The organism is Pseudomonas fluorescens (assembly GCF_004683905.1).
GTDB classification, from domain to species: Bacteria; Pseudomonadota; Gammaproteobacteria; order Pseudomonadales; family Pseudomonadaceae; genus Aquipseudomonas; species Aquipseudomonas putida_A.
This window is the reverse complement of sequence record NZ_CP038438.1, coordinates 2,010,740-2,025,830: the sequence shown is the minus strand read 5'-3', so window position 1 is coordinate 2,025,830 and position 15,091 is coordinate 2,010,740. Positions and strand designations below refer to the sequence as shown.

The following is a 15,091-nucleotide window of genomic DNA, read 5'->3' as shown; positions in this document are numbered from 1 at the left end:
TTTTTAGCGACTTACCATGCACGTCCTTCCCGGACGGCGGGCTACGGCCCAGGGGCTCCTTCGAGGAGCCCTTTTTTATGCCCGCCCCGGACGATACAGATCCCTGTGGCGAGGGGATTCATCCCCGATGGGCTGCGAAGCGGCCCCGAATCCATCCACCCAAGTGTGCCAGGCGAACGGCGGAAGCAAATTTTACGACTGCTGCGCAGCCGATCGGGGATAAATCCCCTCGCCACAGAGCCCTCAGAAAACCTCAGCGCAGCGCGGCGATCGCGTCTACCGATTCACGAATCAGCGCCGGGCCCTTATAGATGAAGCCCGAGTAAATCTGCACCAGGCTCGCACCCGCGGTGATCTTCTGCGCCGCATGCTTGCCCTCAGTGATGCCACCCGCCGCGATGATCGGCAACCGACCACCCAGCTCAGCCGCCAACACCTTCACGGTATGCGTACTCTTGTCACGCACCGGAGCGCCGGACAGACCACCCGCCTCGTCACCATGCTCCATGCCTTCGACGCCAACGCGACTCAGGGTGGTGTTGGTGGCGATCACTGCGTCCATTCCGGTTTCGATCAGTGCCTGAGCCACCTGCGCCGTTTCTTCGTCGGTCATGTCCGGAGCGATCTTGATCGCCAGCGGTACGTGCTTGCCGTGGCGCAGGGCCAGTTCGGCGCGGCGCGTGGCCAGATCCGCCAGCAACTGCTTGAGCGAATCACCGAACTGCAGACTGCGCAGGCCCGGGGTGTTCGGCGAGCTGACGTTGACCGTGACATAGCTGGCGTGGGCATACACCTTGTCCAGGCAGATCAGGTAGTCATCCACCGCGCGCTCGACCGGGGTGTCGAAGTTCTTGCCGATGTTGATCCCCAGCACGCCCTTGTATTTGGCTGCAGCGACCCGCGCCAGCAGGTTATCCACACCGAGGTTGTTGAAGCCCATGCGATTGATGATCGCCTCGGCTTCCGGCAGACGGAAGATTCGTGGTTTCGGGTTGCCCGGCTGCGGACGCGGGGTCACGGTGCCGATTTCGACAAAACCGAAACCCAGTTGCGAGAAACCGTCGATGGCCGCGCCGTTCTTGTCCAGACCGGCCGCCAGACCCACCGGGTTCGGGAAGTCCAGGCCCATGACCGTCACCGGCACATTCGCCGGCTTCTTGCACAGCATGCCGTTGAGGCCCAAACGCCCACCCGCGCCGATCAGATCCAGCGACAGATCGTGGGAGGTTTCCGGGGAAAGTTTGAACAACAGCTGACGGGCCAGGGTGTACATGGGCGGCGATGACTCGGGCGGCGAAAAGAGGCGGCGATTATAGCCGGGCAACGTCCCCCGGCGCGAGGCACACAGGTAAATCAGCCTGACTGGCATATGCCTTGCACTTTCAGGGGTATCAGCCCAAAGGCCAATGGCGGCGTGGGGGCACGGACAATGGCGTCGTTCGGAGGTTTTGCCTGGGCAAAGCCTGGGACGGCGTTTTTTTTGAGGGTGGCTTTATATGAGTGATTCGTCCGTCGGGCCGTTGGCCTGGGTCAACGGCAGTGATGCCCCGGAAAAAAGCGCGATCAACCTCGGTTTCATGGCCCTGAGCGATTGCGCCTCGGTGGTCGTGGCCGCAACACAGGGCTTTGCCCAGCCCTACGGCCTGACGATCAACCTCAAGCGCCAGGCGTCCTGGGCGACCTTGCGCGACAAACTGGTCAGCGGCGAACTGGATGTGGCCCACAGCCTGTACGGGCTGATTTACGCGGTGCACCTGGGCATCGGTGGCGTGGCGCCGAGCGACATGGCGGTGCTGATGGGCCTGAACCAGAACGGCCAGAGCCTCAACCTGTCTCACGGTTTGCAGCAACTGGGCGTGACCAGTCCTGAAGCGCTGGATCGGCACGCGCACCAAACCCGCGCAAAACTGACCTTCGCCCAGACCTTTCCCACCGGCACCCATGCGATGTGGCTGTATTACTGGCTGGCGAGTCAGGGCATTCATCCGTTGCAGGACGTCGACAGCGTGGTGGTGCCGCCGCCGCAAATGGTCGCTCACCTGCAAGCCGGGCGCATCGATGGCTTCTGCGTCGGTGAACCGTGGGCGGCCGCCGCCGTGCAGCAGGATCTGGGGTTCACCCTCGCTACCAGCCAGAGCATCTGGCCTGACCACCCGGAAAAAGTCCTCGGTTGCACCCGCGCGTTCGTCGAGCATTATCCCAACACCGCACGGGCGCTGGTGATGGCGATCCTCGAGGCCAGCCGTTTCATCGAGCAAAACCCGGAAAACCGTCGCAGCACCGCGCAGTTGCTGAGCGCCCCGGAGTATCTCAACGCTCCGCTGTCCTGCATCGAGCCGCGTTTTCTCGGTGATTACGCCGATGGCCTCGGCAATCGCTGGCAGGACCCGCACGCCTTGCGCTTTCACGGCAACGGCGAGGTGAATCTGCCGTACCTGTCCGACGGCATGTGGTTCATGACCCAATTCCGCCGCTGGGGCCTGTTGCGCGAGGATCCCGACTACCTCGCAGTGGCCCGCCAGGTTCAGCAATTGGATATCTATCGCGAAGCGGCCACCGCCGTCGGTGTAGCGGCCTGGGGCAAGGAGATGCGCAGCAGCCAGTTGCTCGATGGCAAAGTCTGGGACGGCAGCGATCCGGCTGGTTACGCCCGCAGTTTCAAGCTGCACGCTCTGAGCGACAGCGCTGCCCTTCTCGCCCGCCGCTGACAGGAGACCGCCAACATGCTGCGCATTCTGCTGATCAACGACACCGCGAAAAAAGTCGGGCGCCTGAAGGCCGCGCTGACCGAGGCCGGTTTCGAGGTCATCGATGAGTCCGGTCTGACCATCGACCTGCCGGCCCGCGTCGAAACAGTGCGCCCGGACGTGATCCTGATCGATACCGAGTCACCGAGCCGCGATGTCATGGAGCAAGTGGTGCTGGTCAGCCGCGACCAGCCCCGGCCGATCGTGATGTTCACCGACGAACATGACCCGGGGGTGATGCGCCAGGCGATCAAATCCGGGGTCAGTGCCTACATCGTCGAGGGCATCCACGCCCAGCGCCTGCAGCCGATTCTCGATGTGGCCATGGCGCGTTTCGAAAGCGATCAGGCCTTGCGCGCGCAACTGCTGGCCCGCGACCAGCAATTGGCCGAGCGCAAACGCATCGAACTGGCCAAAGGGCTGCTGATGAAAATGAAGGACTGCAACGAGGAAGAGGCCTACACCCTGATGCGCCGACAGGCTATGAGTCGCCAGCAGAAGCTGATTCAGGTGGCGGAGCAGATCATTGACATGAGTGAGTTGCTGGGCTGAAGGCCTGCGCTGGCTTTCCCGGCCCCTTCGCGAGCAAGCCCGCTCCCACATTTGGAACGCAATCTCCTGTGAAGCAGGTCGGGGTTCCACTTTGAAATGCATTCCCTGTGGGAGCGGGCTTGCTCGCGAAGGCCGCGACGCCATTTCACTTATTGGCACAAATCTCGCTAAGTATTCCGCACAGGTAACCAACGGCGGTTGCCCCACCCACGACAAAGACGTCGCTCACCCCGCTCGCCCACATCGGCGAACCAGGTAGCGGCGTTTTTGCGTTTTGGCCCCACAGCCCGGGGCCGGTGGTGCGGCCGTGGCGGCGCGCCACCTGCTGTGACTCCTTTCGAGATTCTTTTCAGCTGAGGTGCGCGATGAATTCAAGCTTCTGGAAATCCGGCCACACCCCGACCCTGTTCGCAGCGTTCCTGTATTTCGACCTGAGCTTCATGGTCTGGTACCTGCTCGGCCCGTTGGCGGTGCAGATCGCCGCCAACCTGCACTTGACCACACAACAACGTGGTCTGGTGGTGGCGACACCGATTCTCGCCGGCGCGGTGCTGCGCTTTGTGATGGGCATGCTGGCCGATCGTCTGTCGCCGAAAACCGCTGGCCTGATCGGTCAGGTGATCGTGATCTGCGCGCTGTTTGGCGCCTGGAAACTCGGCATCCACAGTTATGAACAGGCGCTGATTCTGGGACTGTTCCTCGGCATGGCCGGTGCTTCGTTTGCCGTGGCCCTGCCGCTGGCTTCGCAGTGGTATCCACCGCAGCATCAGGGTAAGGCGATGGGCATCGCCGGGGCCGGTAACTCCGGCACCGTGTTCGCCGCGCTGATCGCCCCGGTGCTGGCTGCGGCGTTCGGCTGGAGCAACGTGTTCGGTTTCGCCCTGATTCCGTTGATCCTGACGCTGGTGCTGTTCGCCTGGCTGGCAAAAAACGCCCCGCAGCGGCCCAAGGCCAAAGCCATGGCCGACTACTTCAAGGCCCTTGGCGACCGCGACAGTTGGTGGTTCATGTTTTTCTACAGCGTGACCTTCGGCGGCTTCATCGGCCTGGCCAGCGCCCTGCCCGGCTACTTCAACGACCAATACGGCCTGAGTCCTGTCACGGCGGGTTACTACACCGCTGCCTGCGTGTTCGGTGGCAGCCTGATGCGTCCGCTCGGCGGTGCGTTGGCGGATCGCTTCGGTGGCATCCGCACCTTGTTGGCGATGTACACCGTGGCGGCAATCTGCATCGCCGCTGTCGGTTTCAACCTGCCCAGCTCCTACGCCGCACTGGCGCTGTTCGTCTGCACCATGCTCGGTCTCGGTGCCGGCAACGGCGCGGTGTTCCAGTTGGTGCCGCAACGTTTTCGCCTGGAGATCGGCGTGATGACCGGGCTGATCGGCATGGCCGGTGGTATTGGCGGCTTTGCCCTGGCGGCCGGCATGGGCGCGATCAAGCAAAGCACCGGCAGCTATCAACTGGCGCTGTGGTTGTTCGCCAGCCTCGGCGTGTTGGCGTGGTTCGGTCTGCACGGGGTCAAACGTCGCTGGAGAACCACCTGGGGTTCGGCCGCAGTGACCGCTGCGCGGGTCTGAAGCCTCCATGCCCCTGCAACTGAGCTTTGCCCAGGCCAGCGCCACCGGCCCGCGCGCGGAAAATCAGGACGCAATGCGCCTGGTGACGCCCGCCCCGGCGCTGGCCGCCAGCAAAGGCTATCTGGTCGCCATTGCCGACGGTGTCAGCCAATGCGCCGACGGCGGCTTGGCCGCACGCTCGACCCTGCAGGCACTGGCGCTGGACTACTACGCCACGCCGCAAACCTGGAGCGTGGCGCAGGCGCTGGATCGCCTGCTGCTCGCGCAAAATCGCTGGTTACAGGCCAATGGCGGCGGGCAACCGTTGCTGACCACGGTCAGCGCGCTGGTTCTGCGCGGTCGGCGTTTCACCCTGGCCCACGTCGGCGATTGCCGGGTCTATCGCTGGCAGGCTGACGCTTTGCAGCGGATTTCGCAGGATCATGTCTGGGAGCAGCCGGGGATGCAGCACGTGCTCAAACGCGCGCTGGGGCTGGATCAGCATCTGGTGCTGGATTTTCTCGACGGTGAATTACGCGAGGGCGAATGTTTCGTGCTGCTCAGCGATGGCGTGTGGTCGTCTCTGGGCGATACCGCAATCGCGGCGATTCTGCGCGATCAGCCGGATCTCGATAGCGCCGCACACACGTTGGTCAACGCTGCGCATCTGGCCGGCAGTCAGGATAATGCCAGTGCGCTGCTGGTACGGGTCGATGCGCTCGGCGAAGCGAACATCGGCGATGCGCTGATTCACTTACAGCAATGGCCGCTACCGCCAGCGCTGAAAACCGGGCAGATGTTCGAAGGCTGGCAGGTGCAGGGCGTTGTCGCTCAGAGCCAGCAATCGCTACTATATCGAGTGCTGGATGGCCAAGCTCGGGGCTGGTTGTTGAAAACCCTGCCGGCGCGGCTGGCCGATGATCCCCAGGCCGGGCAAGCCTTGCTGTCGGAAGAATGGTTCCTCAAGCGTGTCGCCGGGCGGCATTTTCCTGAAATCCATGCCGGCACTCAGCGTCAGCATTTGTACTACGTGATGCGCGAATATTCCGGGATGACCTTGGCGCAGCTGTTTCAAAACAACAACCCGTTGCCGTTGGCGCAGTGGCAGGACATTGCCGAGCGCTTGCTGCGGGCGGTAGGCCTGCTGCATCGGCGGCAGATTCTGCACCGCGACATCAAGCCGGAAAACCTGCATCTGGGTGACGATGGAGAGTTGCGCCTGCTGGATTTTGGTCTGGCGTACTGCCCCGGTCTGTCCGCTGACGCACCGTCAACGCTGCCGGGAACGCCCAGCTTCATCGCCCCGGAAGCCTTTCGCGGCGAGCCACCGAGTGCGCAACAGGATCTGTACGCGGTGGGCGTGACCCTGTTTTTCCTGCTGACCGGGCATTTCCCCTATGGCGAGGTCGAAGCTTTCCAGCGGCCGCGATTTGGCCTACCGGTGAGTGCCGGTCGCTACCGCCCGGACGTGCCGGAATGGATTGCGCAGAGTCTGGAGCGTGGCGTGGCGGCGGATCCGCAACAGCGCTTTGAAACGGCTGAGGAATGGTTGCTGGTGCTGGAAAAAGGCGAGCGGCGCAGTTTGAGTGTGCGACCCAGGCCTTTGCTGGAGCGTGAGCCGTTGACGGTCTGGCGGACGGTAGCATTGCTGGCTTTGCTGGGGAATCTGGTGCTGCTGGTGGTGTTGTTTCACCGCTGATACCGCGTCGCGCCCTTCGCGAGCAAGCCCGCTCCCACAGGGGATTTGTGAACGACTCGGTTCCACTGTGGGAGCGGGCTTGCTCGCGAAGGCGTCCGTCCAATCACTACAAATCCTTCTGTTTGAACGCTCCACGAATGGGCAGCCCGCTTCGATAAGGTGCAAAAAACCTTGATAAACGCTGACTAAACGCAATAAACCCGCCACCCCCACACTTGGCACAACCACTGCATTACCCGTTTCACCATACATAAAGCCCAGCCTTCAACGACGAAGGCCGGGCTTCCCGAGAGAACGGGACCAGGACAAAGGCGTCCTCGCTAGGCAACTAGCGGGACGCCTTTTTTTGTTTGCGCAACATTTGTCGAGCACGGCCTGACTGCCCACAAGAGGCCAGCCACCGCTCCCCGGAGAACCTGATGAAAAAACTCAAACTGGTGATGATCGGCAATGGCATGGCCGGGGTTCGCACCCTGGAAGAACTGCTCAAGCTGAGCAACGAGCTGTACGACATCACGGTCTTCGGCGCCGAACCGCACACCAACTACAACCGCATCCTGCTGTCGCCGGTGCTGGCCGGTGAACAGACCTTCGAAGAGATCGTGCTCAACGACCTCGACTGGTACCTGGAAAACCACATCAAGTTGCTGCTCAACCGCAAGGTGGTGCAGATCGACCGGGTCAAACGCCGGGTGATCGCCGAGGACGGCACCGAGGCTGAGTATGATCGCCTGCTGATCGCCACCGGCTCGACGCCGTTCATCCTGCCGATTCCGGGCAATGACTTGCAGGGTGTGATCGGCTACCGCGACATCGCCGACACCCAGGCGATGATCGACACCGCCAAAACCCACAAGCACGCGGTGGTCATCGGCGGCGGCCTGCTCGGCCTCGAAGCCGCCAACGGCCTGATGCTGCGCGGCATGCACGTCACCGTGGTGCACATCGGCGAATGGCTGCTGGAGCGACAGCTGGACAAGACCAGCGGCCAACTGCTGCAAACGGCGCTCGAAGCCCGTGGCTTGCACTTTCGTCTGTGCGAGCAGACCCAAGCCCTGCACGACGCAGGCAACGGCCGGGTCGGCTCGGTACAGTTCAAGAACGGCGAGATCATCCCCGCCGATCTGGTGGTGATGGCCGCCGGCATCCGCCCCAATACCGAACTGGCGGAACGCGCCGGCATCCCCTGCAACCGCGGGATTCTGGTCAACGACACCCTGCAGACCTACGATCCGCGCATCTATGCCATCGGCGAATGCGCCAGCCATCGTGGCATCGCCTATGGCCTGGTGGCGCCGCTGTTCGAACAGGCCAAGGTCTGCGCCAATCACCTCGCACAACTGGGTTTCGCCCGCTATCAGGGCTCGGTGACCTCGACCAAATTGAAAGTCACCGGCATCGACCTGTTTTCCGCCGGTGATTTCATGGGCGGCGAAGGCACCGAAACCATCACCCTCTCCGACCCGATCGGCGGCGTGTACAAAAAACTGGTGATCAAGGATGACGTGCTGGTCGGCGCCTGTCTGTACGGCGATACGGCAGATGGCGGTTGGTATTTCCGACAGATTCGTGAGAATCACGCCATCGGCGAGATCCGCGATCACCTGATGTTTGGTGAAAATTCTATCGGCGACGTAGGACATCAGGGCCAGGACAAAGCCATGAGCATGGCCGACACTGCCGAAGTCTGCGGCTGCAACGGCGTGTGCAAAGGCACCATCGTCAAGGCGATTCAGGAACACGGCCTGTTCAGCGTCGATGACGTGAAGAAGCACACCAAGGCTGCCAGTTCCTGCGGCTCCTGCGCCGGGCTGGTCGAGCAGATCCTGATCAACACCGTCGGCGGCGCGGCGGACGTCAAACCGAAAAGCGAAAAAGCCATCTGCGGTTGCAGCGACCTCAACCACGGGCAGATCCGCCAGGCGATCCGCGAACAGCATCTGCTGACCATCGCCGACACCATGAGCTACCTCAACTGGCGCACCCCGAATGGCTGTGCCACCTGCCGGCCGGCGCTGAACTATTACCTGATTTCCACCTGGCCCGGCGAAGCCAGGGACGATCCGCAATCGCGCCTGATCAACGAACGCGCCCACGCCAACATTCAGAAGGACGGCACCTATTCGGTGGTGCCACGGATGTGGGGCGGCGTGACCAACCCTTCGGAACTGCGCCGCATCGCCGACGTGGCCGACAAATACAACGTACCGATGGTCAAGGTCACCGGCGGTCAGCGCATCGACCTGCTGGGGATCAAGAAGCAGGACTTGCCGGGCGTCTGGAAAGACCTCGACATGCCCTCCGGCCACGCCTACGGCAAATCCATCCGCACCGTGAAAACCTGCGTCGGCAGCGAGTTCTGCCGCTTTGGCACGCAGAACTCGACGCAGTTGGGTATCGAGCTTGAGCACGACCTGTTCAACATGTGGTCGCCGCACAAAGTGAAACTCGCTGTCTCCGGATGCCCACGCAACTGCTCGGAAGCGGGGATCAAGGACGTAGGAATCATCGGTGTCGACTCCGGCTGGGAGATGTACATCGGCGGCAACGGCGGGATCAAGACCGAAGTCGCCGAGTTCTTCGTCAAGCTGAAAACCGCCGAGGAAGTCCGCGAGTACAACGGTGCGTTCCTGCAGCTGTATCGCGAAGAAGCGTTCTACCTCGAACGCACCGTGCACTACCTGCAACGGGTCGGCATGGAGCACATCAAGCAAGCCGTGCTTGAAGACCCGGAGCGGCGCAAGGCCCTGAACGAGCGTCTGCAGTTCTCCCTGTCGTTCGAACAGGACCCGTGGAAAGAGCGTCTGGCGCAGCCGCAACTGAAGAAAGAATTCGAGGTGATCCCCGTGAAAAACCTGGAGGTGCCGGCATGAACTGGCTCGATATCTGTGCCCTGGAAGAGATCAATGCCCTCGGTTCGCGGATCATTGCCGGGCCGAAAGGTGACATCGCGATTTTTCGTACAAGCGACGACGAAGTTTTCGCCCTCGACGATCGCTGCCCGCACAAGGGCGGGCCGCTGTCACAAGGTTTGATCTACGGTAAACGCGTGGCCTGCCCGCTGCACAACTGGCAGATCGACCTGCAAACCGGCGAGGCTCAGGCGCCGGACATCGGCTGCGCGCACCATCATCCGGCCCGGGTCGAAAACGGCCGCGTGCAGTTGGCACTGCGGGATGCGGTCTGATGAACCGCCAGACGACCGCCTCGACCTGCTGCTACTGCGGCGTCGGCTGCGGCGTGCTGATCGAGCATGACGGCGAGCGCATTCTCGGCGTCAGCGGCGATCCGGCGCATCCGGCCAACTTCGGCAAATTGTGCAGCAAAGGCTCGACCCTGCACCTGACCGGCGATCTGGCCGCCCGGGCGCTGTACCCGGAGCTGCGTCTGGGCAAAGGCCTGGCCCGCAGCCGTTGCGACTGGAATACGGCGCTGGATCACGCGACCCAGGTCTTTGCCGAGACCATCGCCGAACACGGCCCGGACAGCGTGGCGTTTTACATCTCCGGGCAGTTGCTGACCGAGGACTACTACGCCTTCAACAAATTGGCGCGAGCACTGGTCGGGACCAACAACATCGACAGCAATTCCCGACTGTGCATGTCGTCAGCGGTGGTCGGTTACAAGCGCAGCCTCGGCGCCGATGCGCCGCCGTGCAGCTATGAAGATCTGGAGCTCAGCGATTGCGTGATGATCGCCGGCAGTAACATGGCCTACGCCCACCCGGTTCTTTTCCGACGCCTTGAAGAGGCAAAATCGCGCCGACCGCAGATGAAGGTCATCGTCATCGATCCCCGACGCACCGACACCTGTGAGTTGGCGGACCTGCATCTGGCGATTTTGCCCGGCACCGATGTCGCTCTGTTCCATGGGATTTTGCATCTGCTGCTGTGGGAAGACTGGATCGACCGCGACTTCATCAAGGCGCACACCGACGGTTTGCCTGAACTGAAAAATCGGGTGCGCGATTACACCCCGCAAATGGTCGCGCAACTGTGCGGGATCAGTGTCGAGCAATTGCAGCAGTGCGCGGAATGGGTGGGCACGGCGCCAAGTTTCCTGTCGCTTTGGTGCATGGGCCTGAATCAGTCCACCGCTGGCAGCGCGAAAAACAGCGCGCTGATCAATCTGCACCTGGCCACCGGGCAGATCGGCCGGCCAGGCGCAGGACCTTTCTCGCTGACCGGTCAGCCAAATGCCATGGGCGGGCGGGAAACCGGCAGCCTGTCCAATTTGCTGCCCGGTCACCGGGAGGCAGCCAACCCCGAACACCGCGCCGAAGTGGCAGCCTATTGGGGCGTCGATCAACTGCCTGAAAACATTGGACTGAGCGCCATCGAGCTGTTCGAGCGGATGCGCAGCGGCCAGATCAAGGCGCTGTGGATTGCCTGCACCAACCCCGCACAGTCCATGCCCGATCAACACGCGGTTCGCGAGGCGCTGCAGGCCTGCCCGTTCGTGGTGTTGCAAGAAGCCTTCCGCACCACCGAAACCGCCGCCTTCGCCGACCTGTTGTTACCCGCTGCCAGTTGGGGCGAAAAGGAAGGCTCGGTGACCAACTCCGAACGGCGCATTTCCCACGTGCGCCAGGCCATTCTCCCACCCGGTGAAGCGCGGCCGGACTGGGCGATCACCGTGGATTTCGCACAACGGCTGGAGCAACGTCTGCGTCCGCAACAACCAAGCCTGTTTGCTTTCGAGCATCCGGCGCAGTTGTTCGACGAATACAAACAACTGACCCGTGGACGCGATCTGGACCTGTCGGGCATCAGCCATCAATTGATCGATGAACTGGGACCACAGCAGTGGCCCTTCCCCACCGGCGCCCGACAAGGCACCGCGCGTTTGTATGGCGACGGGATTTTTCCCACGGCCAACGGTCGTGCGCAGTTTGTTGCCGATCCTTATCGCGCGGCCAAAGAACAACGCGATGCACGGTTTCCGCTGACCCTGATCACCGGCCGTCTGCGTGATCAATGGCACGGCATGAGCCGCACCGGCACCGCTGCGCAATTGTTCGGGCATGTCAGCGAAGCGCTGTTGAGCCTGCATCCGGACGAAATGCGCCGTCATCGTTTGCAGCCGGGAGATCTGGTCAATCTGAAGAGTCGACGCGGTGCGGTGATTGTGGCTGTCGGCAGCGATGACGGCATACGTCCGGGCCAGGCCTTTTTGCCGATGCACTGGGGCGAGCGCTTTCTCAAGGGCGGAGTAAACAGCCTGACCCTGGCGGCCTTCGACCCGCTGTCGAAGCAGCCCGAACTCAAGCACAGCGGCGTGCGTCTGGAACCGGTGAATCTGCCATGGCAGCTCTTCGCACTCATCGAGGGCGATGTTCAACGGCATTTCGAGACACTACGACCCCTGTGTGAGGCGTTTTCCTACGTCAGCCTCAGCCTTGCCGGACGTGAACGGCCCGCGCTGCTGATACGCGCTGCCAGCGTCACGGCGCCGGAGCCGCAACTGCTGCGCGATATCGATCAGTGTCTGGCGCTGCTCGACGGGCCGGTGCTGGCCTACGACGACCCGCGTCGCGCCATCGGCAAACGGGTACGCATCGAAAACGGCCGCATCACCGCGATCCGCCTGGCCGGCGAAACCCTGGCCCGGCATTGGCTGCAGGGGCTATGGCTGGAGGGCCGCGCCGATGAACAACTGCGACGCTGGCTGCTGGCGCCGATGAGTGCGCCGCCGGGCAGTGCCGGTTTGCAGGCCAATCCGGGAAAAACCCTATGCAACTGCCAAAACGTCAGCCACAGCGCGGTGTGTGCCGGGATTCGCCAGGGTCTCGATCTGCAAGGCCTCAAACGACAACTGGGATGCGGCACGCAATGCGGTTCGTGCGTCCCGGAAATCAAACGATTGCTGGCGGCCGATCTGCAGCCGGTATCCAGCTGATAAGGAAAACACCATGAATGCAAAAGTCTGGCTGGTGGGTGCAGGTCCCGGTGATCCCGAACTGCTGACGCTCAAAGCGGTGCGCGCATTGCGTGAAGCGCAGGTGGTGTTGATTGACGATCTGGTCAATGCCGCGGTGCTGGAGCATTGCCCCACCGCGCGAATCATTGCCGTGGGCAAACGCGGCGGCTGTCGCTCGACACCGCAGGCGTTCATCCATCGGCTGATGTTGCGTTATGCGCGCCAAGGCAACTGCGTGGTGCGGCTCAAGGGCGGTGACCCGTGCATTTTCGGTCGTGGCGGCGAAGAGGCGCAGTGGTTACGCGAACGTGGGATTGAGGTCGAGTTGGTCAACGGTATTACCGCCGGACTCGCCGGCGCGACGCAATGCGATATTCCGCTGACGTTGCGCGGTGTGGCGCGCGGGGTGACGCTGGTGACCGCGCACACCCAGGACGACAGTCAATTGAACTGGCAGGCGTTGGCGCGAGGTGGGACGACACTGGTGATTTACATGGGGGTGGCCAAGCTTGGCGAGATTCGCGATCAGCTATTGGCCGGCGGGATGGCGGCAGATACGCCGGTGGCGATGATCGAGAATGCCTCTCTGCCAGAACAGCGTGAGTGCCGCACTGATCTGATGAGCATGAGTGACGATGCCTGCCGGTTTGAGCTCAAGAGCCCGGCCATACTCGTCATCGGCGCAGTGGCTGCCATTGCAGAGCAAAGGATCGCAGTCTCCGGCAGCTCCCCCATGGGAACTGTGTACGCCCTGTAAAGCCAAATCGCAGGCAAAGAAAAGCCCGGCCTGAGCCGGGCTTTTCTCGTAGCGGCAGCTAATTACTTAGCTTGAGCTTCAACCTGCGCTTCTACGCGACGGTTAACAGCACGGCCAGCTTCAGTTTTGTTGTCAGCAACTGGGCGGGATTCGCCGTAGCCGATCGACTGAACGCGGGACGACTCAACACCGTACTGCTGGGTCAGAACCTGCTTAACGGCGTTTGCACGACGCTCGGACAGTTTCTGGTTGTAAGCGTCAGGACCGACGGAGTCAGTGTGACCTTCAACAGTGGTGTGAGTGGCTGGGTACTGCTTCATGAAGTCAGCCAGGTTCTTGATGTCAGCGTAGCTGTTTGGCTTGACGACCGACTTGTCGAAGTCGAACTTCACGTCCAGCTCTACACGAACAACTTCAGCAACTGCTGGGCAGCCATCAGCGTCAACAGTTACGTTGGCTGGGGTGTCCGGGCACTTGTCAACGTTGTCGCAAACGCCATCGTTGTCGCTGTCGGAGCAGACTTCAGCCGGAGCTGGAACTGGAGCAGCAGCTGGCTTGCCGCCGCCACCGAAGTTCACACCCAGACCAACCGATGGAGCGTAGTCCCAACGGCCGTTGTCCAGTTTGTAGTCAGCTTCTACGCCAGCACGGGCGAAGAAGTTTTCAGCGAAGTAGTACTTAACGCCAGCGCCAGCAGTCAGGAAAGTCGACTGGTCGCGACCGGTGTGGCCGTCAGCAGCTACGTTGGTCAGGTTGCCGTGCTTAACACCACCTTCAACGTAAGGACGCAGAGCGTCGCCAGCGTTGTTGAAGTGGTACTGAGCGGTCAGACCGAAGTTGTCACCGCGCAGTTTCTGGCTACCGGTACCGTCGTTCGAACGGGTGTGGTTGTTACGATCCCAGCCGAAGTTGATCGAGACGTCGTCGGTCAGGAAGTAACCGATTTTGGCGCCTGGGTTGAAGCCGTCTTCGACATGATCAATGCTGTCGTTGTACTGCTTCTTGTAGTTGATCTCGCCTTCAACTGCGCCTTGGCCTTGTGCCAGTGCGCCGAACGAAGTAGCGGCAATAAGAGAACCAATGGCCAAGCCCAAGGTGTTTTTCAGTTTCATCCGTTAAATCCCCATCTGGTGATTGTGAAGCAGTCCCGCAAACCGGGGGACAACTCGGCGGCAAGTCTATCAGAACTTGCCTACACGTAAGAGATATTTGCGCTGAACTAAGTTTCAGCAATGCCTGCAAATTTCTCACGCAATTTGTCTAGAGCACGTTTGTACCGCATTTTTGTCGCACTCAAACCCATGTGCATGATGTCTGCGATCTCCTGAAACTCCAGCTCTGCGACAAATCGTAGCACCAGAATTTCACGGTCAATCGGGTTCACATACACCAGCCAGCGATCGAGTCCGCCCTTCTCCTCGGGTTTCGGCGCCTTTTCTTCCGACGCTTCTTCCAGCGGGTCCAGACTCAAGGCGTCCATCAAGCGACGCTTTCGCCGTTCCTTCCGATACTGCGTGATGCATTCGTTATACGTGATGCTGTAGAGCCAGGTTTTGAACTTCGATTTCCCCTCGAAGTTCTTCAGGCCGTACAGCACCTTAAGCATCACTTCCTGACAGACATCGTCTGCGTCGCGATCGTTCCCAAGATATCTCGCACAAACGTTAAATAATGTTCGCTGGTAACGCCGCATCAGCTCTTCATAGGCGCGCGTCACGTGAAACAGCTCGGTATGCGAGCGCGCGACCAACTCCTCATCAGAGAGCTCACGGGGGTCATAGCGCGTGGATAGCGTTTGGGCTTTATTCAAAACAAGTCGTGCCGACAGTCAGGTCAATGTCCGCCGCACCCCTCTCAGGGC

General features: G+C 61.5%; 11 protein-coding genes. 8 read left to right on the top strand and 3 right to left on the bottom strand.

The genetic code is table 11. The annotated features are described in order from the left end of the window. Positions 1 to 253 precede the first annotated feature (253 nt). Entirely contained in the window at positions 254 to 1,273 is a 1,020-nt protein-coding gene (locus E4T63_RS09250) for a quinone-dependent dihydroorotate dehydrogenase (protein ID WP_123587775.1), read from the bottom strand. A gap of 223 nt (positions 1,274 to 1,496) precedes the next feature. On the opposite strand from E4T63_RS09250, the gene E4T63_RS09245 reads away from it, so the two are divergent. From E4T63_RS09245 to cobA, 8 genes are all read left to right on the top strand, one after another. Continuing rightward, positions 1,497 to 2,708, top strand: a complete 1,212-nt coding sequence (locus tag E4T63_RS09245) for a CmpA/NrtA family ABC transporter substrate-binding protein (protein WP_135295306.1) — start codon at positions 1,497 to 1,499, stop codon at positions 2,706 to 2,708. 15 nt (positions 2,709 to 2,723) lie between these two features. Next, positions 2,724 to 3,299: an ANTAR domain-containing response regulator gene (locus E4T63_RS09240; RefSeq protein ID WP_135295305.1), complete on the top strand. Its 576-nt coding sequence runs from the start codon at positions 2,724 to 2,726 to the stop codon at positions 3,297 to 3,299. Between the two features lie 365 nt (positions 3,300 to 3,664). After that, positions 3,665 to 4,876: a nitrate/nitrite transporter gene (locus E4T63_RS09235; protein WP_098967962.1), complete on the top strand. Its 1,212-nt coding sequence runs from the start codon at positions 3,665 to 3,667 to the stop codon at positions 4,874 to 4,876. 7 nt (positions 4,877 to 4,883) lie between these two features. After that, positions 4,884 to 6,554 (top strand): bifunctional protein-serine/threonine kinase/phosphatase, encoded by a 1,671-nt coding sequence (locus E4T63_RS09230; protein ID WP_135295304.1) that lies wholly within the window; start codon positions 4,884 to 4,886, stop codon positions 6,552 to 6,554. 419 nt (positions 6,555 to 6,973) lie between these two features. Beyond that, positions 6,974 to 9,427: a nitrite reductase large subunit NirB gene (gene nirB, locus E4T63_RS09225; protein ID WP_103369346.1), complete on the top strand. Its 2,454-nt coding sequence runs from the start codon at positions 6,974 to 6,976 to the stop codon at positions 9,425 to 9,427. After that, the gene (gene nirD, locus E4T63_RS09220; RefSeq protein ID WP_027613287.1) at positions 9,424 to 9,741 is read left to right on the top strand and encodes a nitrite reductase small subunit NirD; all 318 of its coding nucleotides are present in this window, start codon (positions 9,424 to 9,426) and stop codon (positions 9,739 to 9,741) included. The genes nirB and nirD overlap by 4 nt, the downstream gene beginning before the upstream one ends. Then, the gene (locus E4T63_RS09215) at positions 9,741 to 12,452 is read left to right on the top strand and encodes a nitrate reductase (RefSeq protein WP_135295303.1); all 2,712 of its coding nucleotides are present in this window, start codon (positions 9,741 to 9,743) and stop codon (positions 12,450 to 12,452) included. Before nirD ends, E4T63_RS09215 begins: the two co-directional genes overlap by 1 nt. 13 nt (positions 12,453 to 12,465) lie before the next feature. Beyond that, on the top strand, positions 12,466 to 13,230 hold the full coding sequence (gene cobA, locus E4T63_RS09210) for a uroporphyrinogen-III C-methyltransferase (protein ID WP_096797092.1): 765 nt from the start codon (positions 12,466 to 12,468) through the stop codon (positions 13,228 to 13,230). Positions 13,231 to 13,292: 62 nt separating this feature from the next. Here cobA and E4T63_RS09205 read toward each other — a convergent pair whose 3' ends face one another. Both E4T63_RS09205 and sigX read right to left on the bottom strand, forming a co-directional pair. Beyond that, entirely contained in the window at positions 13,293 to 14,342 is a 1,050-nt protein-coding gene (locus E4T63_RS09205) for an OmpA family protein (RefSeq protein ID WP_027613290.1), read from the bottom strand. A 107-nt stretch (positions 14,343 to 14,449) separates the two neighbouring features. After that, positions 14,450 to 15,040 carry an RNA polymerase sigma factor SigX gene (gene sigX, locus E4T63_RS09200; protein WP_011333251.1) on the bottom strand — a complete coding sequence of 197 codons (591 nt, stop codon included), beginning with the start codon at positions 15,038 to 15,040 and terminating at the stop codon, positions 14,450 to 14,452. Positions 15,041 to 15,091: the final 51 nt, after the last annotated feature.

Coding starts and splice junctions, on each gene's coding strand:
- E4T63_RS09250 (WP_123587775.1), bottom strand. CDS start 1,273: ATGTACACCCTGGCCCGTCAGCTGTTGTTCAAACTTTCCCCGGAAACC.
- E4T63_RS09245 (WP_135295306.1), top strand. CDS start 1,497: ATGAGTGATTCGTCCGTCGGGCCGTTGGCCTGGGTCAACGGCAGTGAT.
- E4T63_RS09240 (WP_135295305.1), top strand. CDS start 2,724: ATGCTGCGCATTCTGCTGATCAACGACACCGCGAAAAAAGTCGGGCGC.
- E4T63_RS09235 (WP_098967962.1), top strand. CDS start 3,665: ATGAATTCAAGCTTCTGGAAATCCGGCCACACCCCGACCCTGTTCGCA.
- E4T63_RS09230 (WP_135295304.1), top strand. CDS start 4,884: ATGCCCCTGCAACTGAGCTTTGCCCAGGCCAGCGCCACCGGCCCGCGC.
- nirB (WP_103369346.1), top strand. CDS start 6,974: ATGAAAAAACTCAAACTGGTGATGATCGGCAATGGCATGGCCGGGGTT.
- nirD (WP_027613287.1), top strand. CDS start 9,424: ATGAACTGGCTCGATATCTGTGCCCTGGAAGAGATCAATGCCCTCGGT.
- E4T63_RS09215 (WP_135295303.1), top strand. CDS start 9,741: ATGAACCGCCAGACGACCGCCTCGACCTGCTGCTACTGCGGCGTCGGC.
- cobA (WP_096797092.1), top strand. CDS start 12,466: ATGAATGCAAAAGTCTGGCTGGTGGGTGCAGGTCCCGGTGATCCCGAA.
- E4T63_RS09205 (WP_027613290.1), bottom strand. CDS start 14,342: ATGAAACTGAAAAACACCTTGGGCTTGGCCATTGGTTCTCTTATTGCC.